The 22,622-nt window shown below is 68.6% G+C and carries 23 protein-coding genes, 1 pseudogene and 1 riboswitch; of the genes and pseudogenes, 8 read left to right on the forward strand and 16 right to left on the reverse strand.

What is annotated here, in order from left to right; all coding sequences use genetic code 11:
- Together AB0M73_RS19165 and AB0M73_RS19170 are read left to right on the forward strand one after the other, a co-directional pair.
- The coding region (locus AB0M73_RS19165) for a tachylectin-related carbohydrate-binding protein (RefSeq protein ID WP_363892043.1) at positions 1 to 382 on the forward strand (382 nt) is incomplete at its 5' end.
- Between the two features lie 14 nt (positions 383 to 396).
- Entirely contained in the window at positions 397 to 1,806 is a 1,410-nt protein-coding gene (locus AB0M73_RS19170; protein ID WP_363892045.1) for a tachylectin-related carbohydrate-binding protein, read from the forward strand.
- A 53-nt stretch (positions 1,807 to 1,859) separates the two neighbouring features.
- On the opposite strand, the gene bla is transcribed toward AB0M73_RS19170, so the two are convergent.
- The 5 genes from bla to AB0M73_RS19195 are packed head-to-tail and all read right to left on the reverse strand — an operon-like array spanning position 1,860 to position 6,300.
- On the reverse strand, positions 1,860 to 2,753 hold the full coding sequence (gene bla, locus AB0M73_RS19175; RefSeq protein ID WP_363892047.1) for a class A beta-lactamase: 894 nt from the start codon (positions 2,751 to 2,753) through the stop codon (positions 1,860 to 1,862).
- Between the two features lie 43 nt (positions 2,754 to 2,796).
- Positions 2,797 to 3,555, reverse strand: a complete 759-nt coding sequence (locus tag AB0M73_RS19180; protein ID WP_363892049.1) for a fumarylacetoacetate hydrolase family protein — start codon at positions 3,553 to 3,555, stop codon at positions 2,797 to 2,799.
- Positions 3,552 to 4,562, reverse strand: coding sequence for a 4-hydroxy-2-oxovalerate aldolase (gene dmpG / locus AB0M73_RS19185; protein ID WP_363892052.1), 1,011 nt, complete (start codon positions 4,560 to 4,562; stop codon positions 3,552 to 3,554). Before dmpG ends, AB0M73_RS19180 begins: the two co-directional genes overlap by 4 nt.
- The gene (locus AB0M73_RS19190) at positions 4,559 to 5,506 is read right to left on the reverse strand and encodes an acetaldehyde dehydrogenase (acetylating) (protein ID WP_363892054.1); all 948 of its coding nucleotides are present in this window, start codon (positions 5,504 to 5,506) and stop codon (positions 4,559 to 4,561) included. The genes dmpG and AB0M73_RS19190 overlap by 4 nt, the downstream gene beginning before the upstream one ends.
- Positions 5,503 to 6,300: a fumarylacetoacetate hydrolase family protein gene (locus AB0M73_RS19195; protein ID WP_363892056.1), complete on the reverse strand. Its 798-nt coding sequence runs from the start codon at positions 6,298 to 6,300 to the stop codon at positions 5,503 to 5,505. The genes AB0M73_RS19190 and AB0M73_RS19195 overlap by 4 nt, the downstream gene beginning before the upstream one ends.
- 40 nt (positions 6,301 to 6,340) lie before the next feature.
- Here AB0M73_RS19195 and AB0M73_RS19200 point away from each other — a divergent pair, with 40 nt between their 5' ends.
- The gene (locus AB0M73_RS19200; protein ID WP_363892058.1) at positions 6,341 to 7,096 is read left to right on the forward strand and encodes an IclR family transcriptional regulator; all 756 of its coding nucleotides are present in this window, start codon (positions 6,341 to 6,343) and stop codon (positions 7,094 to 7,096) included.
- Positions 7,097 to 8,075: 979 nt separating this feature from the next.
- Here AB0M73_RS19200 and AB0M73_RS19205 read toward each other — a convergent pair.
- The 6 genes from AB0M73_RS19205 to AB0M73_RS19230 form a co-directional block, all read right to left on the reverse strand.
- Entirely contained in the window at positions 8,076 to 9,221 is a 1,146-nt protein-coding gene (locus tag AB0M73_RS19205; protein WP_363892060.1) for a DUF222 domain-containing protein, read from the reverse strand.
- 55 nt (positions 9,222 to 9,276) lie between these two features.
- Complete coding sequence (locus AB0M73_RS19210) at positions 9,277 to 9,573, reverse strand: hypothetical protein (protein WP_363892062.1); 297 nt, start codon at positions 9,571 to 9,573, stop codon at positions 9,277 to 9,279.
- A gap of 146 nt (positions 9,574 to 9,719) precedes the next feature.
- Positions 9,720 to 10,292: a PadR family transcriptional regulator gene (locus tag AB0M73_RS19215; protein ID WP_363892064.1), complete on the reverse strand. Its 573-nt coding sequence runs from the start codon at positions 10,290 to 10,292 to the stop codon at positions 9,720 to 9,722.
- Between the two features lie 16 nt (positions 10,293 to 10,308).
- Positions 10,309 to 11,733, reverse strand: a complete 1,425-nt coding sequence (locus AB0M73_RS19220) for an aldehyde dehydrogenase (protein WP_363892066.1) — start codon at positions 11,731 to 11,733, stop codon at positions 10,309 to 10,311.
- Positions 11,730 to 13,022 (reverse strand): aromatic acid/H+ symport family MFS transporter, encoded by a 1,293-nt coding sequence (locus tag AB0M73_RS19225; protein ID WP_363892068.1) that lies wholly within the window; start codon positions 13,020 to 13,022, stop codon positions 11,730 to 11,732. The genes AB0M73_RS19220 and AB0M73_RS19225 overlap by 4 nt, the downstream gene beginning before the upstream one ends.
- A gap of 13 nt (positions 13,023 to 13,035) precedes the next feature.
- Complete coding sequence (locus AB0M73_RS19230; RefSeq protein ID WP_363892070.1) at positions 13,036 to 13,695, reverse strand: class II aldolase/adducin family protein; 660 nt, start codon at positions 13,693 to 13,695, stop codon at positions 13,036 to 13,038.
- A gap of 110 nt (positions 13,696 to 13,805) precedes the next feature.
- Between AB0M73_RS19230 and AB0M73_RS19235 the strand changes: the two genes are divergently transcribed.
- Positions 13,806 to 14,693 carry a VOC family protein gene (locus tag AB0M73_RS19235; protein WP_363892072.1) on the forward strand — a complete coding sequence of 296 codons (888 nt, stop codon included), beginning with the start codon at positions 13,806 to 13,808 and terminating at the stop codon, positions 14,691 to 14,693.
- A 108-nt stretch (positions 14,694 to 14,801) separates the two neighbouring features.
- Here AB0M73_RS19235 and AB0M73_RS19240 read toward each other — a convergent pair whose 3' ends face one another.
- From AB0M73_RS19240 to AB0M73_RS19250, 3 genes are all read right to left on the reverse strand, one after another.
- Entirely contained in the window at positions 14,802 to 15,578 is a 777-nt protein-coding gene (locus AB0M73_RS19240) for a polysaccharide lyase family 7 protein (RefSeq protein ID WP_363892075.1), read from the reverse strand.
- Positions 15,579 to 15,811: 233 nt separating this feature from the next.
- On the reverse strand, positions 15,812 to 16,393 hold the full coding sequence (locus AB0M73_RS19245; protein ID WP_363892077.1) for a TetR/AcrR family transcriptional regulator: 582 nt from the start codon (positions 16,391 to 16,393) through the stop codon (positions 15,812 to 15,814).
- 22 nt (positions 16,394 to 16,415) lie between these two features.
- Positions 16,416 to 17,090, reverse strand: coding sequence for an SDR family oxidoreductase (locus AB0M73_RS19250; RefSeq protein WP_363892079.1), 675 nt, complete (start codon positions 17,088 to 17,090; stop codon positions 16,416 to 16,418).
- A 168-nt stretch (positions 17,091 to 17,258) separates the two neighbouring features.
- Positions 17,259 to 17,468, forward strand: a riboswitch (cobalamin riboswitch).
- 109 nt (positions 17,469 to 17,577) lie between these two features.
- Here AB0M73_RS19250 and AB0M73_RS19255 point away from each other — a divergent pair.
- The 3 genes from AB0M73_RS19255 to AB0M73_RS19265 all read left to right on the forward strand — a co-directional run bounded on the left by AB0M73_RS19255 (position 17,578) and on the right by AB0M73_RS19265 (position 21,711).
- Entirely contained in the window at positions 17,578 to 19,950 is a 2,373-nt protein-coding gene (locus AB0M73_RS19255) for a ribonucleoside-diphosphate reductase subunit alpha (RefSeq protein ID WP_363892081.1), read from the forward strand.
- On the forward strand, positions 19,947 to 20,990 hold the full coding sequence (locus tag AB0M73_RS19260) for a ribonucleotide-diphosphate reductase subunit beta (RefSeq protein WP_363892083.1): 1,044 nt from the start codon (positions 19,947 to 19,949) through the stop codon (positions 20,988 to 20,990). Before AB0M73_RS19255 ends, AB0M73_RS19260 begins: the two co-directional genes overlap by 4 nt.
- 190 nt (positions 20,991 to 21,180) lie before the next feature.
- The gene (locus tag AB0M73_RS19265; protein WP_363892101.1) at positions 21,181 to 21,711 is read left to right on the forward strand and encodes a universal stress protein; all 531 of its coding nucleotides are present in this window, start codon (positions 21,181 to 21,183) and stop codon (positions 21,709 to 21,711) included.
- Here the strand turns inward: AB0M73_RS19265 and AB0M73_RS19270 are convergent.
- Positions 21,642 to 22,091: a hypothetical protein gene (locus AB0M73_RS19270; protein ID WP_363892085.1), complete on the reverse strand. Its 450-nt coding sequence runs from the start codon at positions 22,089 to 22,091 to the stop codon at positions 21,642 to 21,644. The two genes, AB0M73_RS19265 and AB0M73_RS19270, sit on opposite strands and share 70 nt — an antisense overlap.
- Before the next feature lie 63 nt (positions 22,092 to 22,154).
- Between AB0M73_RS19270 and AB0M73_RS19275 the strand changes: the two genes are divergently transcribed.
- Positions 22,155 to 22,520: a MerR family transcriptional regulator gene (locus tag AB0M73_RS19275; RefSeq protein WP_363892087.1), complete on the forward strand. Its 366-nt coding sequence runs from the start codon at positions 22,155 to 22,157 to the stop codon at positions 22,518 to 22,520.
- Here the strand turns inward: AB0M73_RS19275 and AB0M73_RS19280 are convergent.
- Positions 22,501 to 22,622 (reverse strand): annotated as a pseudogene (locus AB0M73_RS19280) (IS630 family transposase); the annotation flags it as partial. The gene AB0M73_RS19275 and the pseudogene AB0M73_RS19280 overlap by 20 nt on opposite strands.

Raw genomic sequence — 22,622 nt, forward strand, 5'->3', positions numbered from 1 at the left:
CAGCCACACGGGCTTCGCCAACGGCGCCGTCACGTGGACGTCCAACTCGGGCGTCGTGGTCAGCCACGGTTGGGACAACTTCATGTCGGTGATCGCCGGCGGCGACGGCATCCTCTACGGCGTCAACCCGAACGGCGACCTTCAGTGGTACGACCACACCGGTTTCGCCAACGGTGCCGTGACCTGGACGTCCAACTCCGGCGCGGTGGTCAGCCATGGCTGGGACCAGTTCGTCCAGGTTGTCGACGGCGGCAACGGCGTGCTGTACGCGGTGAGCCCCAGCGGTGACCTGCACTGGTACAGCCACACCGGCTTCGCGAACGGCGCCGTCACCTGGGCGTCGAACTCCAGCGCGGTCGTCAGCCACGGCTGGCTGGCGTGAACGGGAGGAAAGCCTTGTCCGGCAGTAGAATCCTCGCTCTGGGCACGGCCCTGCTCGCGCTGGCCGTGCCGGCTACGGCCGCCGCATCGACAACAAGTGTTGTCGACATCCCGCAGACGATGAACACCGCGGTCACCGCTCTGGCCTCCACCGGCTGCGGCGGGCACTACGACGACCAGAACCCGCCGGCCACGATCCGGGTGCTGCTCAGCAGTGGTGGCATCTCCACGGTGCCGTTCGAGCAGTACGTGAAGGACGTGCTGCCCAACGAGTGGATCTCCAGCTGGCAGCCGGCGGCGTTGCAGGCCGGCGCGATGGCGGTCAAGACGTACGCCTGGTACTGGGCCAACCACTCCGGGGCGCGCAGCTCCGGCGGGCAGTGCTTCGACGTCTACGACACCACGCAGTCGCAGGTGTACAAGGCGGGCAGCCACAAGCCGAGCACCGACGCGGCGGTGGACGCCACCTGGGGTGTGTCGATGCGCCGCGACGTCGCGATCTTCGAGGCCCAGTACCGGGCCACCGCCGGCGGCACCGGCTGCGGCCAGGGCGCCGACGGCATCAAGCTGAGCCAGAACGGGTCCCAGGCCTGCGCCGTGGCCGGCTATGACTACCAGCGCATCCTGCGGACGTACTACAGCAACATCGACATCTCGGCCGGCGGCGGCACCACTCGCTCACCGTTCTCCGAGGGGCGCGGGATCCTGTACTACCCGCAGGCCGACGGCCGCATGCTGTGGTACGACCACACCGGTTATCTGAGTGGCTCTCAGGATTGGACCGGCAACTCCGGTGTTCAGGTGAGCCAAGGCTGGAACGAGTACAGCAAGGTCTTCTCGGGTGGCAACGGCATCGTGTACGGCATCAGCTCGAACGGTGATCTCCACTGGTACAAGAACACCGGCTACCTGTCCGGGACCGCCGACTGGACCGCCAACTCCGGCGCCGTCGTCAGCCACGGCTGGAACGAGTACAGCCGGGTGTTCTCGCTCGGCGACGGCATCATCTACGGTGTCGCTTCGGACGGCACGTTGCACTGGTACCACCACACCGGCTACCTGACCGGAACTGCCGACTGGACAAGCAACTCCGGTGTCCAGGTCAGCCAGGGCTGGGACCAGTTCTCCCTGGTGGTCGGCGGCGCGGACGGTGTGATCTACGCGGTCACGAGCGACGGCCGGCTGCTGTGGTACGACCACACCGGCTACAAGTCCGGCACGTCCGACTGGACCGGCAACTCCGGCGCGCAGGTCAGCCAGGGCTGGACCGAGTTCACCCACGTGTTCTCGGGCGGCAACGGCATCCTGTACGGCGTCAGCCCGAACGGTGATCTGCACTGGTACGACCACCTCGGCTACCACACCGGCAGCGCTGCCTGGTCGGGCAACTCCAGTGCCCTGGTGAGCCACGGCTGGAACAACTGAAAGACCAGTGCAGGGCCGCGTCCCCGTTCCCCTCGCGCGGCCCTGCACGCCTACTACTGCGCCAGCTTCTTCACCGCGATCCCGGTCGCGTCGGCGATGAGCTTGCGGCCGGCGGTGGACTTGGGGTCCTTCGGCGCGGTGTAGGCCGTGATCACCAGCGGCGCGCGGTTGGGCGGCCAGACCACCGCGACGTCGTTGACCTCGCCCTTGGCGCCGCTGCCGGACTTGTCGGCCGCGGCCCAGTCCTTGGGCAGGCCGCCGCGGACCAGGTCGAGGCCGGTGGTGCTGGACTTCATCCAGTTCACCAGCAGGTCCCGGCCGGCGGCGTCGAGGCCCTCGCCGCCGGTCAGCGCGTACAGGTCGGACGCGAAGACCGGCGGCTTGGTGGTGTCACGCTCGTCGCCGGGCGCGCCGTCGTTGAGATCGGGTTCGAACCGGTCGAGCCGGGTGACGTTGTCGCCGAGGTCGCGGGCGAAGGCCGTGACGGCCTGCGGGCCCTTGAGTAGCTCGATCAGCAGGTTGTCCGCCGTGTTGTCGCTGACCTTCAGCGTCGCCTCGCACAGCTCGGACACCTTCATGCTGGTGTGCAACGAGGTGACCGGGGCGTACGAGAGCACCTTGGACTTGTCGTACGCGATGACCCGGTCCAGCAGCCCGGGTTGTTGCTGCCGCAATTGAAGGATCGCGCCGACGACCAGCACCTTGTGCGTGGAGCACATCAGGAACCGCTCGTCGGCGCGGTAGGCGACGCTGCGGCCGCTGCCCGTGTCGAGTGCGTAGAATCCGAGCCGGCCGCCGAACTTCTGTTCCAGCGCAGCCAGATCCGGGTCCTGTGCCGCCGACGACGTGGTCGTCGACGTCGGCGGCGTGGTCGCCGGGGCGGTGCTGCACCCGGCGAGCGTGGCGGCGAGCCCGCCGAGCAGCAGCGTGCGACGAGGCAACGGCATGTGATCCCCCCCAGACGTCGAGGGGATCACCCTACCGTGATGATCAGGCGACCCCGCGCACGGTGACGCTGCCCAGCCCGGCCACCTCGACCCGGACAACCGACGGCCCGAGCGGCACGGCGGCGGTGGCCGCCCCGGCCAGGATGACGTGCCCGGCCCGCAGCGGGAATCCCTGCTTGGCGGCGATGCCGACGAGCTGCCGCAACGCGCGGAGGGGGTGCCCGAGGATGGCGGCCGTCGACCCGAACTGCACGTCCTTGCCGTTGACGCTGAGCCGCACGGCCCGGTTGGCGACGTCCCCGACCGGCAGCCAGCCGCCGATCGCGAACAGGCCGCCGGAGGTGTTGTCGGCGATCACGTCGGCCAGGTTGAACTTGAAGTCCCGGTACCGCGAGTCGATGACCTCGACGGCCGGCGCCACCGCGTCCACCGCGGACACGATGTCCGCCAACGGATCCGTCGGGTCGACGTCCCGCCCGAGGCGGAACACGATCTCCGGCTCCACCCGCGGGTGCACCAAAGTGGACAGTCGCACCTCGCCGCCGTCGTCGACCCGCATGGCGTCGGTGAGCTGGCCGACGATGATGTCGGAGACGCCCATCTGCACCATCTTGGCCCGGCTGGTGAAGCCCAGCTTGGTGCCCACGAGCCGCTCCCCGGCCGCGAAACGCTGGTCCAGCACGGCATGCTGGATGGCGTACGCCTCGTCGATCGAGATGCCTTCGGGCAGCTGGGGCGTCGCCTCGGCGTTGCGCTGGGCGTCGTGCAGCCGGACCGCGAGCGGGGCCGTCGACGTCGTCACGACGCCTTCCCGACCAGATCGAGCGCCACGTCCACGATCATGTCCTCCTGCCCGCCGACCATGCGGCGTTTGCCCAACTCCACCAGGATGTCCCGGGTGTCCAGCCCGTACCGCTTCGCGGCCCGCTCGGCGTGCAGCAGGAAACTGGAGTACACGCCGGCGTAGCCCAGGGTCAGGGTCTCGCGGTCGACCCGGACCGGCCGGTTCTGCAACGGCCGCACCAGGTCCTCGGCCGCGTCCTGCAACGCGAACAGGTCGCAGCCGTGATTCCAGCCCAGAATGTCGGCCACGGCAACGAAAGCCTCGGCCGGGCAGTTGCCGGCCCCGGCGCCCTGGCCGGCCAGGGCAACGTCCACTCGGTACACACCGTGCTCGACGGCGGTTACGCTGTTGGCCACCGACAGCGACAGGTTCTCGTGCGCGTGGATGCCGATCTGCGTGCCGGGATTGAGCACCTGGTTGTAGGCCTCGACCCGCTCGGCGACGTCCTTCATGGTCAGCCGGCCGCCGGAATCCGTGACATAGACGCAGTGCGCGCCGTAGGACTCCATCAGTTTGGCCTGCTCGGCCAGCTTCGCCGGCTCGTTGAGGTGGCTCATCATCAGGAAGCCGGCGACGTCCATGCCGTTCTCGCGGGCCCAGCCGATGTGCTGCGCGGAGATGTCGGCCTCGGTGCAGTGCGTGGCGATGCGGACGCTGGTGACGCCGAGATCCTTGGCGTGCTTGAGATCCTCGATCGTGCCGATGCCCGGCAGCAGCAGCGTGGTCAGCTTGGCGTTGGTCACCGACTCCGCCGCGGCGATGATCCACTCGGTGTCGGAGTGCGCCCCGAACCCGTAGTTGGCGCTCGAACCGCCGAGCCCGTCGCCGTGCGCCACCTCGATCGCCGCCACGCCGGCGGCGTCCAGCGCGGTGACGATGTCCCGCACCTGCTGGACGGAGTAGTTGTGCGCCATGGCATGCATGCCGTCGCGCAGGGTCACGTCCTGGACGTAGATGTCGGTCATGCGATGCTCCCCACCGCGGACTCGGTCAGCCAGCCGCGCAGTCCCGCGATGCGCTCGCCGGTCCGCAGGGCGGCCGAGGTCATGATGTCGAGGTTGCCGGCGTAGGCGGGCAGGTAGTGGCCGGCGCCGGTGACCTCCAGGAACACCGTCACCTTCACGCCGTCGAACCGACGGCCCAGCGCCGGCAGGTGCGGCACGGTGATCGGGTCGAACTGCACGTCCTGCTTGAGGCGGTAGCCCGGCACGTACGTCTGCACCTCGGCGACCATGCGGTCGACCGACTCGGCGATCGCGCCACGATCGCCGTCCTCGATCAGGCAGTACACCGTGTCCCGCATGACGAGCGGCGGCTCGGCCGGGTTGAGCACGATCACCGCCTTGCCCTTGGTCGCGCCGCCGACCGTCTGAATGGCGGCCGACGTCGTCTCGGTGAACTCGTCGATGTTGGCCCGCGTGCCGGGGCCGGCCGACTTGGAGGAGATGGAGGCGACGATCTCGGCGTACGCCACCGGCGTCACGCGGGAAACCGCTGCCACCATGGGGATCGTCGCTTGGCCGCCGCAGGTGACCATGTTGACGTTGTCGGCGCCCAGGTGCTCGTCCAGGTTGACCGGCGGCACCACGTACGGGCCGATCGCCGCCGGCGTCAGGTCCACCATGAGCTTGCCGTGCGCGGCGGCGACCGCCGCGTTGTGCCGGTGCGCCCCGGCCGAGGTGGCGTCGAAGACGATGCGTGCCTCGGCGAACTCCGGCATGTCGACCAGACCGTCCACACCGGACGCCGTCGTCGCCACACCGAGCCGCTTGGCCCGGGCCAGGCCGTCGGAGTCCGGGTCGATGCCGGCCATCGCGGCGACGTGCAGTCCGGTCGACAGCCGCTTGATCTTGAACATCATGTCGGTGCCGATGTTGCCGGAACCGATCACGACCGCACCCACGGTCATCGCGCACCTCCGTCGTCAGTGAACACGGTTTGAACCTCGCCCAGGCCGTCGAGCCGCGTGGTGTACACCCCGGCCGCCTTGACCGGGACCATCGGTCCGAGGGCGCCCGACAGCACCACCTCGCCCGCCCTGAGCGGCGTGCCGCGGCGGGCCACTTCCCGGGCCAGCCAGGCCACCGCGACCACCGGGTTGGCCATGCAGGCCGCGCCGGAGCCCACCGACACCGGCTCGCCCTCGTGCTCCAGCACCATGCCCACCTGCGCCAGATCCAGGCCGTTCAGGGAGAACGGCGTGCAGCCCAGCGTGTAGAGGCCGCTGGACGCGTTGTCCGCCACCGTGTCGGCGATGCGGATGTCCCAGTTGTCCACCCGGGAGTCCACGATCTCGATCGCGGCGACGACGAAGTCGGTGGCGCGCAGGACATCCGTGACCGAGGCGTGCGGGTTGTCGATGTCCTGCTCGAGCACGAAGGCGATTTCCGCCTCGACCCGGGGCTGCAGCAGCCGTTCCAGTGGGACCGGTTCGCCGGTGGCGTAGCCCATGTCCGAGAACAGCGTGCCGAAGTCCGGTCGGGACACTCCGAGCTGGCTGCGCACCGAGTCCGAGGTGAGGCCGATCTTTCGGCCGACGATCTTGTTGCCGGCGTCGAGCCTGGTCGCGGTGAGGATCTCCTGCACCGCGTAGGCCGCGTCGATGTCGTGCTCGCCGATCAGGTCTCGCACCGGGGCGCAGGGCCGGCCGGTGTCGATGGCGTCCTGGAGCCGGTCGGCGGCGGACTGGATCTGGGGGGTCACGAGGTCGACCATGGCGGTCCGACGTGGCACGATGCCAGCTATGCGTTCCACTCAGCGAGACGACGGTCAGAATTCGGTGCTGGGCCGGGCGGTTTCCCTGCTGTCGGCCTTTCGTCAGGACGACGACCGCTGCGTGACACTGTCCGAACTGGCCCGTCGGGCCGGCGTCGCGAAGCCGACCGCGCACCGCTTGGCCGGGCAGCTGGTGGAGCTGGGCATGTTGGAGCCGGGGGAGGGCGGGCTGCGGCTGGGGCTGCGGGTGTTCGAGCTCGGGCAGCTGGTGCCTCGGCAGCGTGGGCTGCGGGACGCGGCGCGGCCGTTCCTGGAGGACCTGCACCGGGCGTCGGGGGAGACCGTGCACCTGGCCGTGCTGGAGGCGCCTGATGTCGTGTACCTGGACAAGCTGACCAGTCGGGCTGCGCCGGCCGTGCCGTCACGGATCGGGGGGCGGATGCCGGCCCATGCCACGGCGGTAGGCAAGGCGTTGCTCGCGCACGCGCCGGATGACGTGCGGGAGGCGGTGTTGGGGCGGTCGTTGGAGCGGGTGACGGGCCGGACCGTGGTGATGCGGGGAGTGTTGATGCGGGAGTTGAGGCGGGTGCGGACCGATGGCGTGGCGCACGAGTATGAGGAGTCGGCGAACGGGGTGGTGTGCGCTGCCTGTCCCGTAGTCGATTCTCTGGGGAATGCCATTGCGGCGGTATCGGTTTCGGGATGGGTCGGGCGGATGCAGTTGGAGCGGGTGGTTCCGGCATTGCGGACAACGGCGTTGATGCTGTCGCGGCAGTGGGGGTGACGGGTTTGGGGGTTGTGCTGTGTTATGTCGTGGTGGGTGTGGGTGCGGGTATGGGGGTTGGGGGTTTGCGGAGCTGTGCGGTGTGGGGTGTGGGTGTTTGGGCTGTGCTGTGTGGTAGTGGGCGTGGGTGTTTGGCTTGTGCTGGTTGTGGATGTTTCTGGGTGGGCAGGTCGGCGTGGGTGCTTGGGCTGAGTTATGTAGTGCGGGGCATGGGGGTTCTCTGGGGTGGGTGGGTCGATTTGGTGTGGAGCCTCTGGACGATGGCCGCGAGGTGCATTTCAGGGGGCAGGCTTCGCCTGCCCCTCGCGCGGAGAGCTTAGGCCATCGTCCACCTCCACACAAAATCGACCCAGGTAGGATCAGAGAGTGTTTGGTGGCCGGTTTGTTTTTCATTCGGGGTGTCGGTGGTGTCTGATCTGCCGTTATTCATCGCTAGTGCCGCTGTGGGGCTTGTTGTGGTCTTGTGGCCGGTGATTCTTGATTCATCGCGGTGCTTTGGTCGGTGCGCATGAGCCGGCTGTGGAATGGGCGGCCTAATGCGGGGGGAGATGAAGGCGGTAAAGGGTGGTGAGGGCGTGGTGAGGGGGTGGTGGTGTGGTGGTTCGTGTGCGGCGGGTGTGTGCTGCCGGGGTGCCGGGGTGCCGGGGTGCCGGGGTGCCGGGGTGCCGGGGTGCCGGGGTGCCGGGGTGCCTGGTGTGGCTGCGGGCGTTGGAGTGGCTGATGGCTGTGGGTGATGGTGAATGGCGGAGGGTAGTGGGGGTGGTGGGATGTCGACGGTTGTGGGGACGGTGGCGGCAGAGGGTGTGGATGTCGTTGGTTGCGGGGTCGGAGGGGTCGGAGGTGGTGAGCGGGTGGGGTGTGGTTGGTTGCGGGGTCGGCGACGGAGGGTGGTGAGGGGCGGTGTCGCCGGTCTGGTGGGCGGATTGGGATGTGGTGGTGGAGTTGTCAAGGAACGGGTGATGGGGCGTGGTGTTGGTGGTCAGTGTTGGGTGGGGTGGGTGGTGTGGTGGCGGCCGGTGGGGGTGGTCCAGTGTGTGGTGCCGTTGGTGTCTCGGGTGACGGTGTAGTTCTCGTGCTTGATGTGGTGGTGGCGGACGCAGAGGCCTTGGAGGTTGGTGGGTGTGGTGTCGCCCTGGGGCCAGGGGATGATGTGGTCGTGTTCCTGGACGGGTCGGTTGCAGCCGGGTGCGGTGCAGATGCCGCCGGACTGGGCGCGGGTGAATTCCTTCATCAGCGCGGTGGGGCGGTAGGTGTCGGTGGTGATGGCGGTGGCGTGGCGGTGTTCGTCGAGCAGGATGCCGCGCCAGGGTCCGTGCATGGCGAGTTCGCGGGCGGTGTCGGCGGAGATGGGGCCGTAGCCGGCGAGTTGGCCGGGGTCGTTGGTCAGGCCGAGCAGGGTTTCGATGGAGACGGTGACGTAGGTGCGGACGTTCCACTGCTGTCGGTTGCCCAGGACCCGGTCCATGAGGACGTCGGATCGTTTCTGGTCGGTGGTGCGGTCGTCGGCGGGGAGGGCTTTGGCGTCCGCGCAGATCTGCTGAAACAGGCGGTGGGCGTCGGTGGCCTGGAGGGTCCAGGTCAGTTTGGCCATGCCGTCCGGTAGCGGGCTGAACTCGATCCGCCGCTCCTTCGCGGCCTTCTGGCAGCGGGTCTCGTAGCCCTCGGGGTCGGCTTTGGCGACCAGCCCTGTTGTTTTGCGGCATAGCTGGGTCCGGTTCAGCCCGGCCGCCACTCCCACCAGTGCGTCTTCGACCTCGGTGATCTGTTCGGGCTGGTCGAGGTGCCGGATCCGTTCCCTGACCGCGTCGAACCGGGCGAAGTCCAGTTCCCCGCACCGTAGCTGCTCGGCCAGCCGGGGCAGCACGTCCAGCGCTCCGCTGGCTTCTTTCCTGCGGGCCACGCTCTGCTCGGGTTCTTTGATGGCCATGGCGAGTTCGGTGGTGTCGTCGACGCGTTTCAGCACGGCGAGCTCGGCCCATTCGCAGGCTGATTTCATCTTCCGGGCGAGGATGGCGAGAGTGACTAACTGGTCAGTGCAGAGGCTGTCGAGGTCTGTCCCGGTGAGGAGGTCGAACATGGCCCCGTCCGGTTCCATGTTCTCCATTTCTCGGGTGATTTCCCTCATGTCTCCAGGATACTCGCACGTGTGATCGAACTCGAATCACTAACGGGTGATGTTCTCATGCATAATCGCGTCGACCAACAACGCCCGCACCAACAATGGCCGCACCAAAAACGGTCGCACCAACGACGGTCGCGCCAACGACGGCCGGGCCAACGACGGTCGCGCCAACAACGGCCGCGCCAACAACGGCCGCACCAACAACGCTCGCACCAACAACGCCCGCACCAACAACGCTCGCACCAACGACGGTCGCGCCACCAACAAGTGGCGGCATCGAGAAGCCCCTGAACATCGGCCCCTCCTCTATCCAGACAAGCGTGGATTTTGCGTGGAGGGGATCGATGTCGTACAATTGACCATGCGAAGGGCTGGCTTGCCTGCCCGGTATTTGCCCTTCGCGACATCGGTCAGAGGCTCCGCGCCAAATCCACGCGACCCAACAAAGCGTCCCGCCTCGACATCCACAAGCCCGGCCCCACTCTGCTGACAGCCGCCCCCTTATTCCTCCAACAACCGCTGCCCTTCCTTCGCCCACTCCACCCGCACCCGAGCCACCGCCGCGATCCCCTCGAACACGTGCGCCTTCAACCGCGCGATCCGGTCATGCTCCTCGGGATCCCGGCGCGTGAGACGCTCCTTCAACAGCGCAGTGTCCTTACGCAGCAACCGATCCCGGTGCGCCTCGGCCTCCTTCGCCGCCTTCGACTGCTCGGCGATGAAGGCGTCCAACACCTTCACGGCTTCCTCCGCCGGAATGGTGTCGAAGTTCAACGCCTGCACCATGAACGGGTCCCGAGGCGGGGCAGCATCGTGCGCGGTCCCCAGCCACGACGCCAGCTCCTGATGCCCCTTCTCCGTCACCGAATACACGGTCCGGGTCAGCCGAGGCCCCCGGGCCTCCTCGTCGCCGGCGATCAGCCCGGACTGTTCCATGCGACGGAGCATGGGATAGATCTGGCTCTGCGGCGCGGCCCAGATCCAGCCGGTGGAGCCGTCGAAGAACCGAACGAGGTCGTAGCCGGACATCGGGCGTGCCTCCAGCACCCCCAACAAGGCATGCTGCAGCGACATGATCCGATACTAACCGTCAGCCGTCGATCCGCATGCTCACGGTCTTCGGCTCGGTGAAGAACTCCCGGCTGAAGGTGCCGCCCTCACGCCCCCACCCGGAGTCGCCGACGCCGCCGAAGGGCGCGCGCAGGTCACGCACGAAGAAGCAGTTGACCCAGACGTTGCCGCTGCGCAGGGCACCGGCCACCCGGTGCGCTCGGTGCAGCCCGTCGCTGAACACCATGGCGGACAGCCCGTACGGCGTGTCGTTGGCCAGCCGGACACCGTCCTCCTCGGACGCGAACGGAGTGACCGTCACGACCGGCCCGAACACCTCTTCCCGCTGCACCGGCGCATCCTGCGGCACGTCCGTCAACACGGTCGGCCGCACGAACCAGCCCTCGCCGAGCCCGCCGGTCAGAACCTTCGCCCCGCCGGTCTTTTCCGGCTCCAGATACCCGATGACCTTGTTGTAGTGCTTCTCGGACGCCAACGGCCCGATCGAGGTCGACGGATCGGACGGATCGCCCAGTGTCATCGCCTCGGCCGCGCTGACGAACCGCGACAGGAACTCGTCGTACACGCCCTGCTGCACGTACAGCCGCGAACCGGCCAGGCACACCTGGCCCGTGTTGCTGAACGCCGCCCGGATCGACCAGTCCACGGCCACATCCACATTCGCGTCGTCGAACACCAGGTTCGACCCCTTGCCCCCCAGCTCCAGGCTCACCGGCGTCAAATTCGCCGCCCCCGCCCCCGCGATCGCACGACCCGTCAAGGACGATCCCGTGAAGGTGATCCGGTCCACGCGCGGGTCACGCGTCAGCACCGCGCCGGCGTCGCCGAAGCCCAGCACCACGTTCAACACGCCCTCGGGGATGCCGGCCTCCAACGCCAGCCGGCCGATGATCGCCGCCGAGCGCGGGGTGTCCTCGGACGGCTTCAGCACCACGGTGTTGCCCCACGCCAATGCCGGCGCGATCTTCCATGTGGCCAGCATCAGCGGGAAGTTCCACGGGGCGATCGCCGCCACCACACCGGCCGACTCGTACCGCGTGTAGGTGTGCATGCCGATGTCCGACGGCAAAGCCTCGGCCATGGCCAGTCGAGCATGATCGGCGAAGAACCGGAAGTTCTGCGCCGAGCGCGGCACGTCGTGCGAGGAGGCGGCCGCGATGGGCTTGCCCATGTCGTGGCCCTCGGCCTCGCCGAGCTCCGCCGCGTGCTCCTCCATGAGGTCGGCGAACTTGTGCAACAGGCGGCCGCGCTCGGCGAAACCCATGCGGGGCCAAGGACCTTCGTCGAACGCCCGGCGTGCGGCGGCCACCGCCAGGTCCACGTCCGCCGCCGACGCGCGGGCGACGGTGGCGTAGCTCTGCCGCGTGTACGGGTCGATGTCGTCATAGGTGGCGCCGTCGGCGGAGTCGGTCTCCGCTCCGCCGATGACGTGCTGGATCTTCACGATGTCCGCTCCCTCAGTTGGATGGCGACCGGCTGCCGGCGGGTGACCGGCACCAGACCCGTCGCGACGAGACCGATGACCGCCACGGCGGCGAAGAGGTAGAAGTTCCACACGTAGCTTGCGCCGGAGGCGAGCACGAGGCCGCCGAGCACGGGGCCGAGGATGGCGCCGAGACGGCCGACGCCGAGCGACCAACCGATGCCGGTGGCCCGCGACGTGGGCGGGTAGTAGCGGGTGACGAAGACGTTGATCAGGTTGGTGGTGCCGATGGTGCCGTAGCCGGCGACGCCCGACAGGATGTAGATGACCACTGTGGACGGTCGGACGGCCAGCAGCGCGATGCTCACCACGGCCAGCAGGAAGGACACGGCGACGACCGGCTTGGAGCCGACGATGTCGGCCGCCCGGCCACCGATCGCCGAGCCGATGATCGAGCCCACGTTGAACACCAGCAGGAAGCTCAGGGCCGAGCCGAGCGGGAAGTCGGCCTGGCGCATGATCTGCGGCAGCCAGGTGTTCATGCCGTAGACCATCAGCAGCGAACTGAAGCTGGCCAGCCACAACAGGATCGTGCCGAGCCGGTAGCCGGGCGCGGCCAGCTCGCGCAGGGCGCTGAGCCAGTTCCGCTTCTCCGACAACGAAATCACCGGCACCTCGACGCCGAGCCGAGCGGCCAGCGTGACGGCCTCGTCGGTACGGCCACGCAAGACCAGGTACTCCAACGACTCCGGCAGCCAGCGCAGCGCGAACGGCACCGCCAGCACCGGCGCGGCGCCGATCAGGTACATGGTCTGCCAGCTCAGCGACGGAATCACCGAGATCGCCAGCGCGGAGGCCAGGATGCCGCCGACCGCGTAACCCGACTGCATCAGCACGTACGTGATGTTGTGCTTGCCGGCGGGCGCGTACTCGACCACCAGCGCAGCGGCGGTCGGCATCAGGCCGCCGAGGCCGATGCCGGCCACGAACCTCAACAACCCGAACACTTCCGGGTTCGGGGCCAGGGCGCACAGCGCCGTGCAGACGGAGAACCACACCATGCAGAGCACGAGGATCCGGCGGCGGCCGATCAGGTCGGTCACCGTGCCCACCAGCAGCGCGCCGATGAGCATGCCGATCAGCGCGTAGCTGCCGATCGTGCCGGCCTGCGCGGGGCCGATGTGCCAGGCCGCCAGCAGGGACGGCACGGTCGTGCCGTAGACGACCAGGTCGTAGCCGTCGAAGGTGACGGCGAAGGCGCACAGGATGACGACGCTCCGTAAGGCGCCGCGGGAAACTCTGTTCGGCATGGCGGGGTTCCTTTCACCGCGACGCTGCGGTCAGGTGGTGCCAGATGCGGTTGAGCAGTTCGGAACCCGTTGCCGCCCAGGCGGCCTGCTCCTCGGCGGGCAGGGGGCGGACCGGGCCGTGGGCGGCGACGGCGAGCGTGAGCTTGGCGGTCTCCTCGAGGATCCACATGCGGGCCACGGCCTCGGGCAGGGTGGCGCCGACGGTGATGGCGCCGTTGCCGCGCAGCACGAGCGCCGACGCGCTGCCGAGCGCGGCCGCCAGTTCGCGGGCGATCCCGGGTTCACGGATCAGGCGCGAGTTGTGGAAGATCGGGACGATCGCGCCGAGCAGCGAGCCCTGGCCGTGTAGCGGCACGAGCGGGATACCCAGCGTCGCGGTGGCGGCGACGGTCGGCGGCTGGGCCCGGCAGATGGCGCCGACGTCCGGCCGGACGGCGGCAATGGCGGTGTGCATCCACGCCTCGCGAGGCGCGTCGTCGGGAAGTTTCCCCGCGCAAATGGACAGCTGTGGGAATTCACCACCGGCCAGCGCGCCCAGCGGGCGCGGCGGCGTGATGAGCAGCTCCTCGTCGGAAATCCGGGCGCTGACGTGCCCGAACGCGGTGACCAGCCCGGCTGCGTCGAGCGCGTGGCCCGCCCGGGTCAGGTCCTCGGCGATGCTGGCTGGCGACATGGGGCAATGGTTACCGGTATCTGTATATCTGTCAACAGCGGGATTGACATGTATATCGATACCTGTACCGTTGTGGGCGTTGGGTTGCCGTCTGACAGCGAGGTGGGGCAGTGATCGCCATCCAGGACATCGCCTACGTCCGCTCCGGCACCGCGGACCTGGAGACCGCCGTCGGCTTCGCCGTCGACGTGGTGGGCCTCGAACTGGTCGAGCGGACCGCGGAGCGGGCCTATCTGCGAGCCGACAACCGACACCACTGTCTGTCCTTTGTGGCCGGTGAGGCCGGCGTCATCTCCTCGGCCTTCACGCTCGCCGACGAGGACCGGCTCGCCGACGCCGAGTCCGAGCTGGAAGCGGCCGGGCTGACCGTCAGCCGCGGCGACAAGGCGGCCGCGGCCGACCGGCACGTGCGGGAGTTCATCGCCTTCGAGGACCCGTTCGGCAACGTCGTCGACCTCGTGGTGGACCAGAAGGAGGTGCCCACGCCGGTCAACTTCGCCCGCGCCGCCGGCATCACCGAGTTCGGCCACCTCTGCCTCGACGCCCCCGACGTCCGGGCCGCGCACAAGTTCTGGACCAAGCACTTCACCCTGAAGGTGTCCGACTGGATCGGTGACGCCGCGTGCCTGATGCGCTTCGATCCCGTGCACCACAAGATGGCCGTGTTCCAGGGCGCCGGGCCGGGCCTGTGCCACATGAACTTCCAGGTCGAGTCCATCGACGACGTCATGCGCAGCTGGCACTTCCTGCAGGACAACGGGATCGAGATCGAGCAGGGCCCCGGCCGGCACCCCCAGTCCGGCGCCGTCTTCCTGTACTTCAAGGGTCCCGAGGGCCTGACGTACGAGTACTCCTACGGCGTTCGGCGGATCGAGGACGACGACGCCTGGCGGGTGCGGTACTTCGATCCGTCCGAGCCCGACGCCATCGACATGTGGCGCGGGCCGACCAACCGCTGCGCCTCCCAGCCGCAGCTGCCCGGCCTGGCCACCCGCTGATGCCCATCGCGCGCATCTCCGCCGCCGGTCAGACTCCGGCCGAGCGAGGTCGGTGACGGCATGCCGAACGGCCCGGCGGACGAATCCGCCGGGCCGAACAAGGACAACTCAGCTGTGCGAGACCGTCAGAGCGTAGAAATGCACGGTCGCGCCGTTGGTGGAGCTGCTGCTGGCGCTCTGGTTGTAGTCGCCGGCCTTGAAGTACTGCGGATAGCCCTTCCAGCCCGACGGAATGCCGAACGAATGGTTGCTGCCGTTGATCGCGATGTTGATGGTGTTGCCGCCGGTGACGCTGATGACGTAGCTGAACTGCGTGTTCAGCGAGACATGGCCGACGGTGTGCGCGGTCTGGCCGCCGCCGGGGCCGTTCTCGATGCCGGCGATGATGTCGCCGTTGCTGTGGTAGTAGAGCTCGATCAGCGGTTTGGTGGTGCCGCTGCCCTCGCTGGCGTGAATCTGCCCGACGCAGACGCTGGAAGGCACCTTGGTCACCTTGACCGTGGCGCTGAGCTTGTGTGTGCCGGGCAGGCCCCAGCTGGCCGCGGACCCGCTCGAATTCATTTCCCGCAGCTCAGAACGGGAGAAGTTGGAGTTGGGCGTGTGCACGCCGTTCTCCGGGTCCCAGAACGTCATGGAACCGTCGGTCTTGTCCGTGTAGAAGTACTTGTCGGTGTAGCCGCTCGCGCCTTTCAGCCGGCTGGGGCTGATCGTCGTCGGCGAACCGGGGGAGCCGACCGGCTCCTGGAGGGACCACACCGACAAATTGAAGTTTCCACCCGGCGCGACCCCGGTGTTCAGGGCGGGAGCGGCCATGGCGGATTGGCCGGCGAACAGCGTGCCGGCCGCGGCGAGGGTCAGGGCGCTCGCCGTGAGCTTCTTGTTCAATTTTTACTCCTCGCAGGGACGTGTGGCGGCGTCAGGGAACCGAGGGATCAGGCAGGATCCCGGGGTTGTCGAGCCGCCCCGTCACAGCGAGAAACGCTGGCAGGGATTGTGTGCATGGGTTTTAATCTCCTCCGGTTTGGCGGCGGTGCCATACCGACTTCGAGAAGAGCAGGGGCCATCAGTTTGGGATACCCACGCTTGCCCCGTCAATACCTTTCGGGCAGGTGAATTGTTCAGGTCCGTGAACCGTTGAGCAGGGCCAACAGTTTTTCCACATCGTGGATGATCTGGTCGCGGGGGGTGCGTGCCCGGACCTGCACCCGGACTCCGACCCAGGCGTTGAAGGTCACGGCGGTGGCGGTTTCGACATCGATACGGTCGGTGACGGAACCGTCCCGCTGACCCTGGCGGATCATCCCCGCCAGCGTCTCGCGCGCCACCGCCGAGTGCTGCGCGAGTCGCTCGGCGACGGCGTCGTCCGAAGGCCCCAATTCGGTGGAGCTGTTCACGAACAGGCAGCCGCGGAAGTCGTCGGCCGGCGATTCGAGCAGGAGTGAGAACAGGGAGCGGATCGCCGAGAGGCCGTCGGCCGCGGCCTTCTCGCGGAACCCGTCCTCTGCCAGCGTGAGGTAGCGGTCGAGCGCGCGAAGGTAGAGCGAGTGCTTGTCCCCGAAGGTGTCGTACATGCTGCGCCGGCCGACCCCGGTGTGCTCGACCAGATCCTGCACCGAGGTCGCCTCGTAGCCGCGCCGCCAGAACAGGTCCATCGCGTCGGCGACGGCCGTGTCCGGATCGAATTCCTTGTGCCGAACCATGGGGACAAACCTCTCACACGGGCTAGACGGCCGCGCTCAGGCCGGCCTTGACGTTGCGGGTGAACTCGTCGAACAGCACCTCGGGCGTGCCCTTGGCCACGGCGTCCAGGGTGGTCGACGCGACCTCGGCCGGGTCCGACTTGCCCTCGGTCACGTGCGCGGCCATGTCGGTGTCCATGAAGCCGACGTGCAGGCCGGTCACGGTGATGCCCTTGGGCGCCAGCTCCTCGCGGACGACGTCGGTCATCGCCCACTCGGCCGCCTTGGCCACCGAGTACGCGCCGGACCACGCCGGGTGGGCGAACGACAGCACCGAGGCGACGTTGAGGATCGCGCCGCCGCCGTTGGCCTCGATGGCCGGCGCGAACGCGCGGATCGCCGCCAGCGGGCCGACGAAGTGCACCTCAAGCTGCTCGCGGACGGTGTCGAGGTCGGGCTCCAGCAGTCCGGGCGCGCTCCCGATGCCGGCGTTGTTGATCAGGAGGGTGGCGTCGGCGGCGACCTTGGCGGCGGCCTCGATGCTGGTGTGGTCGGTGACGTCGAGGCGCAGCGGGGTGACGCCCTCGATGTCGATGGTCTCGGGGCGGCGCGCGGTGGCGTACACCTTCGCGCCACGGGCGACGAGCTCTTCGGCGAACTTGCGGCCCAGGCCGCGGTTCGCACCGGTCACTACGGCAACAGTCTTGGTGAAGTCCATGTCGACGACGATAGTCTGTTGAGAACGAACGGTGCAATAAGAACCTCGGTGACCGCGGCCACACGACCTCCGGGAGCCCGCGCCGGCCGGGCTGAGACGTGGACCGGGTTCGGCCTACCTGACACGCCGACACAACATGTGGGTTCTTGCGACTGATCGTCGTCCATGTATTGTGCTCACCGAGCTGGTTCGGCCGTCCCGCCAGGGCGGTCGTCGTAAGAGGGAACCCGGTGCGAATCCGGGACTGCCCCGCAGCGGTGAACGGGAACGACCGCCGTCACGAAGCACTGGACGCAGGTGTCCGGGAAGCGACGGCCAGTAGGTGCCGACCAGGCATGCCCGTGAGTCCGAAGACCTGCCCGCTCGCCCGTTCCGCACCGTGGACGGGCTCGTGTCCAGGCCCCGAGGGAGGGCGTGGGGACTCCTCGCGGCCGCGTGCCGCCTGTGTCCTCGCGCCCAGGGCCCACAGCGTGCGAGGAGCAAGGCCGTGAAGCCAGCCGTGAAGACAGTCGTGCGGGTCGATGCCGACCCCCACCCGACGATGCGGGTGCGCAAACGCAGCGGCGCGTTCGAGACCGTCGACGTGAACAAGATCGTGAAAGCGGTGGGCCGCAACGCGGTCGGCCTGTCCGAGGTGGACCCGCTGCGGGTCGCGACCAAGACGATCAACGGCCTGTACGACGGCGCGACCACCGAGGAGCTGGACCGGCTGTCCATCCAGACGGCCGCGGAACTGGTCTCGGAGGAGCCGGAGTACTCCCGGCTGGCCGCGCAGCTGCTCGCCGCGTACATCGACAAGGAGGTCCGCGGCCAGGGCATCCACTCGTTCAGTCAGAGCATCGCGCTGGGCCACCGCGAGGGCCTGATCGGCGACGAGACGGCCAAGTTCGTGGCCACGCACGCCCGCAAGCTGGACGACGCGATCGACGCCGACAACGACCGCCGCTTCGAGTACTTCGGCCTGCGCACCGTGTACGACCGCTACCTGTTGCGCCACCCCAATTCCCGGGCGGTGCTGGAGCGCCCGCAGTACTGGCTGCTGCGCGTGGCCTGTGGCCTGTCGCACACCGCGGCCGAGGCGATCCGCTTCTACCGCCTGATGTCCTCGCTGGCGTACCTGCCGAGCTCGCCGACGCTGTTCAACTCGGGCACCCGGCACACCCAGATGTCCTCGTGCTACCTGCTGGACTCGCCCCGCGACGAGCTCGAGTCGATCTACGAGCGATACGCGCAGGTGGCGCAGCTGTCCAAGTTCGCCGGCGGCATCGGCGTGCAGTGGTCCCGGGTCCGCTCCCGCGGCGCCCTGATCCGCGGCACCAACGGCCACTCCAACGGCATCGTGCCGTGGCTGCGCACGCTGGACGCCTCGGTGGCGGCGGTCAACCAGGGCGGCCGGCGCAAGGGCGCGGCCTGCGTCTACCTGGAGACGTGGCACCCGGACATCGAGGAGTTCCTTGAGCTGCGCGACAACACGGGTGAGGACGCGCGCCGCACGCACAACCTGAACATCGCCAACTGGATCCCGGACGAGTTCATGCGCCGGGTCGAGGCCGACGCCGAGTGGTCGCTGTTCGACCCGGACGAGACGCCGGAGCTGCCGGACCTGTGGGGCGAGGACTTCGACCGCGCCTACCGGGCGGCCGAGGAGGCCGGCCGGGCCGTGCGCAAGGTCAAGGCCCGCGACCTGTACGCGAAGATGATGCGTACGCTGGCCCAGACCGGCAACGGCTGGATGACCTTCAAGGACACCGCCAACCGCACCTGCAACCAGACCGCCGAGGCCGGCAACGTGGTGCACCTCTCCAATCTCTGCACGGAGATCCTGGAGATCACCAGCGACGCCGAGACCGCCGTGTGCAACCTGGGCTCGGTCAACCTGGGCGCGCACGTGGCCGGCGACGCCCTGGACTGGACCAAGCTGCGGGAGACCGTCCGCACCGGGGTCACGTTCCTGGACCGCGTGATCGACATCAACTACTACCCGACCGAGCCGGCGGGCCGGTCCAACCCGCGCTGGCGGCCGGTCGGCCTGGGCGTGATGGGCCTTCAGGACGTGTTCTTCAAGCTGCGCCTGGACTTCGACTCTCCCGAGGCTCGCGAGCTGTCGACCCGCATCGCCGAGGAGATCTACCTCACGGCCCTGGAGACCTCGGCCGATCTGGCCGCCTCCGCCGGCGCGCACCCGGCGTACAACCAGACCCGTGCGGCGCAGGGCGATCTCCAGCCGGACCTGTGGGGCGTCACGCCGACGCAGACCGAGCGCTGGACCGCGTTGCGTGAGCGCGTGGCCGAGAGCGGCCTGCGCAACTCGCTGCTGATCGCGATCGCCCCGACGGCCACGATCGCCTCCATCGCCGGCTGTTACGAGTGCATCGAGCCGCAGGTGTCCAACGTGTTCAAGCGGGAGACCCTGTCCGGGGAGTTCTTGCAGGTCAACACCTATCTCGTCGCCGAGCTCAAGCGGCACGGCCTGTGGACCGCCGCCACCCGCGACCAGCTCAAGCGGGACGACGGCTCCGCGCAGGGCCTGGCCGGCCTGCCCGAGGCCAGCCGCTCGCTGTTCCGCACCGCGTGGGAGCTGCCGCAGCGGTCCCTGATCGACCTGGCCGCCGCCCGCGGCCCGTACATCGACCAGAGCCAGTCGCTGAACCTGTTCGTCGCCTCGCCGACGATCGGCAAGCTGTCCTCGATGTACCGCTACGCCTGGCAGACCGGGCTGAAGACCACGTACTACCTGCGCTCCCGCCCGGCGACGCGCATCCAGCAGGCCACCGTGCCGACCGCCGCCGCTTCCGTCGTCGAGGCGGACGTCATCGCCTGCTCCCTTGAGAACCCCGAATCCTGTGAGGCCTGCCAGTGACGACGACAACTTCCTCCGGGCTGGAGAACACCGCCCGCCAGCAGTCCTTGCTGGACCCGGGCATGGACCTCACGTTGCGGCCCATGCGTTATCCCTTGTTCTACGAGCGTTTCCGTGACGCCATCAAGAACACGTGGACCGTCGAGGAGGTCGACCTGCACTCCGACCTCGCCGACCTCAAGAAACTCACGCCGGCCGAGCAGCACCTGATCAACCGCCTGGTCGCGTTCTTCGCCACCGGCGACACCATCGTCGCCAACAACCTGGTGCTCAACCTGTACGAGCACGTCAACGCCCCCGAGGCGCGGCTCTACCTGTCGCGCCAGCTGTTCGAGGAGGCCGTGCACGTCCAGTTCTACCTGACGCTGCTGGACACCTACATTCCCGACGAGAACGAGCGGGCCGAGGCGTTCGCGGCGGTGGAGAACATCCCGTCGATCCGGGACAAGGCCGAGTTCTGCTTCAAGTGGATCGACTCCGTCCAGCACCTGGACCAGTTGCGCAGCAAGGAGGATCGCCGCAGCTTCCTGCTCAACCTGATCTGCTTCGCCGCGTGCATCGAGGGTCTGTTCTTCTACGGCGCCTTCGCCTACGTGTACTTCCTGCGCTCGCGGGGCCTGCTCAACGGCCTGGCGTCCGGCACCAACTGGGTGTTCCGCGACGAGTCCATGCACATGGCGTTCGCCTTCGACGTGGTCGACACGGTGCGCCGGGAGGAGCCGGACCTGTTCGACGACAAGCTGGAGGCCGAGGTCCGGCAGATGCTGCGTGAGGCCGTCGACGCCGAGACGCGCTTCGCCGAGGACATGCTGGGGCAGGGTGTGGCCGGCATGTCGTTGGCGGACATGCGTTCCTACCTGGAGCACGTCGCCGACCGGCGGCTGGCCGTGCTGGGCATGGCACCGGAGTTCAACGCCAGGAACCCGTTCGCGTTCATGGAGTTGCAGGACGTGCAGGAGCTGTCCAACTTCTTCGAACGCCGCGTGTCCGCCTACCAGGTCGCGGTCACTGGAACGGTGAGCTTCGACGAGGACTTCTGACCGAAGCCGCTCGGCCCCGCCCCTGCTTCGCCCGGTTGGCGGATTTTCGCCCGCCGCCACCCGACGCGCCCACCCACCCAAGCCGGATGCGGCGGGTGAAAATCCGGCAAGGGCGAGGCAGGGGTCACGAGGGGCCGAGCCGCGACGCCGGAGGCGGCGCCATGGACACGGCGCCTACCATGGGTCGGTGATGGATGGTGTTCGGCGGGTCGTCGTCGGTGTCGACGGCTCGGTCGGCAGCTTGCAGGCGCTGCGACGGGCGGTGACCGAGGCGCGGATGCGCGCGGTCCCGCTCGTCGTCGTGATCGCCTGGAGTGCGCCCGGCGGCGAGGCCGCCTACCGGCGCACGCTCGACGTGCAGCTCAAACGGTTGTGGGAGCAGGGCGCCTGGGAGCGGCTGGCCGCGGCGTGGGCAGAGGCACTGGGCGGTGTGCCCGAAGACGTTGAAGTGCGGCAGATGGCGGTGCGGGCCGACGCCGGGAAGGCGTTGGTGTGCATCGCGGATGACGAGAACGACCTGCTGGTGGTCGGGGCGGGACGGCGGAACCTGTTGCGCCGCGCCCTGATTCCGTCGGTGCCGAGGTACTGCGCCGCCCACGCGAAGTGCACGGTGCTGCTCGTTCCGCCGTCTCCGCTGGCCCAGCAGATGTATCACGGCGTGCTGCCGCGGCTGCTGCGCCGCAAGCGCGCCGTGAACGATCTCGTCGGCCACGGCGGATGAGCCGACAGCCACGGGGCCAGCTGTAGGACGCCGAAGAGCACCTCGACGGCGAAGAATCCCCAGAGCAGCCCCGTGGCGCCGTGCACGGCGGCGTACGCCTCCCAGATCGCGAACAAGATCCGCGCCACGCCGTCGTACAGCCCGAGGACCGGGTGCGGGTCGATCAGGCGCAAGACGGCCCACACCACCACGATCGAGCCCATCAGGTCGGCGTACATGGTCGCCGTGGGGTCGGTGGCGGGCATCGCCCCGAGACCGAGCGCGAGGCCGACGGCGGACAGCGCCTGTCGCAGCAGTTCGTAGGTCCACGGCGTGACGAACGCCGCCGTGACAACAAGGTCGTAGCCCGCGCTGACGCGGACGAGTCGTCGGTAGTTCACGGTTGGCGACGCTAAACCGTGGAGTACGCTTCAAGGTCAAGTCCACGGACCGACGGAGTCACCATGCGCATCGGGGAACTGGCCGTGCGGACCGGCATGAGCCGGGACGCGATCCGGTTCTACGAGAAGATCGGCCTGGTCGCCGGGCGGCGGCTCGGCAACGGTTACCGCGACTTTCCGCCCGAGACGGTGCCGTGGCTGCACTACGTGCGCACCGCACAGCGGCTCGGCTTCTCACTCGGCGAGATCGCCGACAATCTCGCGGAGCTGCGGGACGTCCCCGACTCGGCCGCGGCGCTGTCGGCGCTGTTCGCCGACAAGATCCAGGTCATCGACGCGCGGATGGCCGAGCTCGCCGCCGTGCGCGCCGATCTCGCGGCGCGCGTGGACACCGGCTGCCCGCTGCGGCCTAGTGTCCTGAGTTGTTAATGCGGGTGCAGTAGCGGGCGATGGAGTCGAGGATCTGGTCGGCGGTCTTGGTCCAGACGTAGGGCCGAGGGTTGTCATTCCAAGTCCGAATCCAGTCGCGGA

This window comes from Kutzneria sp. NPDC051319 (genome assembly GCF_040682195.1).
Lineage (GTDB): Bacteria > Actinomycetota > Actinomycetes > Mycobacteriales > Pseudonocardiaceae > Kutzneria.

Excerpts from the sequence above, each read along its gene's own strand:
- AB0M73_RS19230 (WP_363892070.1), bottom strand. The coding sequence starts at position 13,695 with ATGTCGCCAGCCAGCATCGCCGAGGACCTGACCCGGGCGGGCCACGCG.
- AB0M73_RS19250 (WP_363892079.1), bottom strand. The coding sequence starts at position 17,090 with ATGGACTTCACCAAGACTGTTGCCGTAGTGACCGGTGCGAACCGCGGC.
- AB0M73_RS19205 (WP_363892060.1), bottom strand. The coding sequence starts at position 9,221 with ATGAGGGAAATCACCCGAGAAATGGAGAACATGGAACCGGACGGGGCC.
- bla (WP_363892047.1), bottom strand. The coding sequence starts at position 2,753 with ATGCCGTTGCCTCGTCGCACGCTGCTGCTCGGCGGGCTCGCCGCCACG.
- AB0M73_RS19215 (WP_363892064.1), bottom strand. The coding sequence starts at position 10,292 with ATGTCGCTGCAGCATGCCTTGTTGGGGGTGCTGGAGGCACGCCCGATG.
- AB0M73_RS19200 (WP_363892058.1), top strand. The coding sequence starts at position 6,341 with ATGCGTTCCACTCAGCGAGACGACGGTCAGAATTCGGTGCTGGGCCGG.
- AB0M73_RS19275 (WP_363892087.1), top strand. The coding sequence starts at position 22,155 with ATGCGCATCGGGGAACTGGCCGTGCGGACCGGCATGAGCCGGGACGCG.
- dmpG (WP_363892052.1), bottom strand. The coding sequence starts at position 4,562 with ATGACCGACATCTACGTCCAGGACGTGACCCTGCGCGACGGCATGCAT.
- AB0M73_RS19225 (WP_363892068.1), bottom strand. The coding sequence starts at position 13,022 with ATGCCGAACAGAGTTTCCCGCGGCGCCTTACGGAGCGTCGTCATCCTG.
- AB0M73_RS19245 (WP_363892077.1), bottom strand. The coding sequence starts at position 16,393 with ATGGTTCGGCACAAGGAATTCGATCCGGACACGGCCGTCGCCGACGCG.
- AB0M73_RS19265 (WP_363892101.1), top strand. The coding sequence starts at position 21,181 with ATGGATGGTGTTCGGCGGGTCGTCGTCGGTGTCGACGGCTCGGTCGGC.
- AB0M73_RS19190 (WP_363892054.1), bottom strand. The coding sequence starts at position 5,506 with ATGACCGTGGGTGCGGTCGTGATCGGTTCCGGCAACATCGGCACCGAC.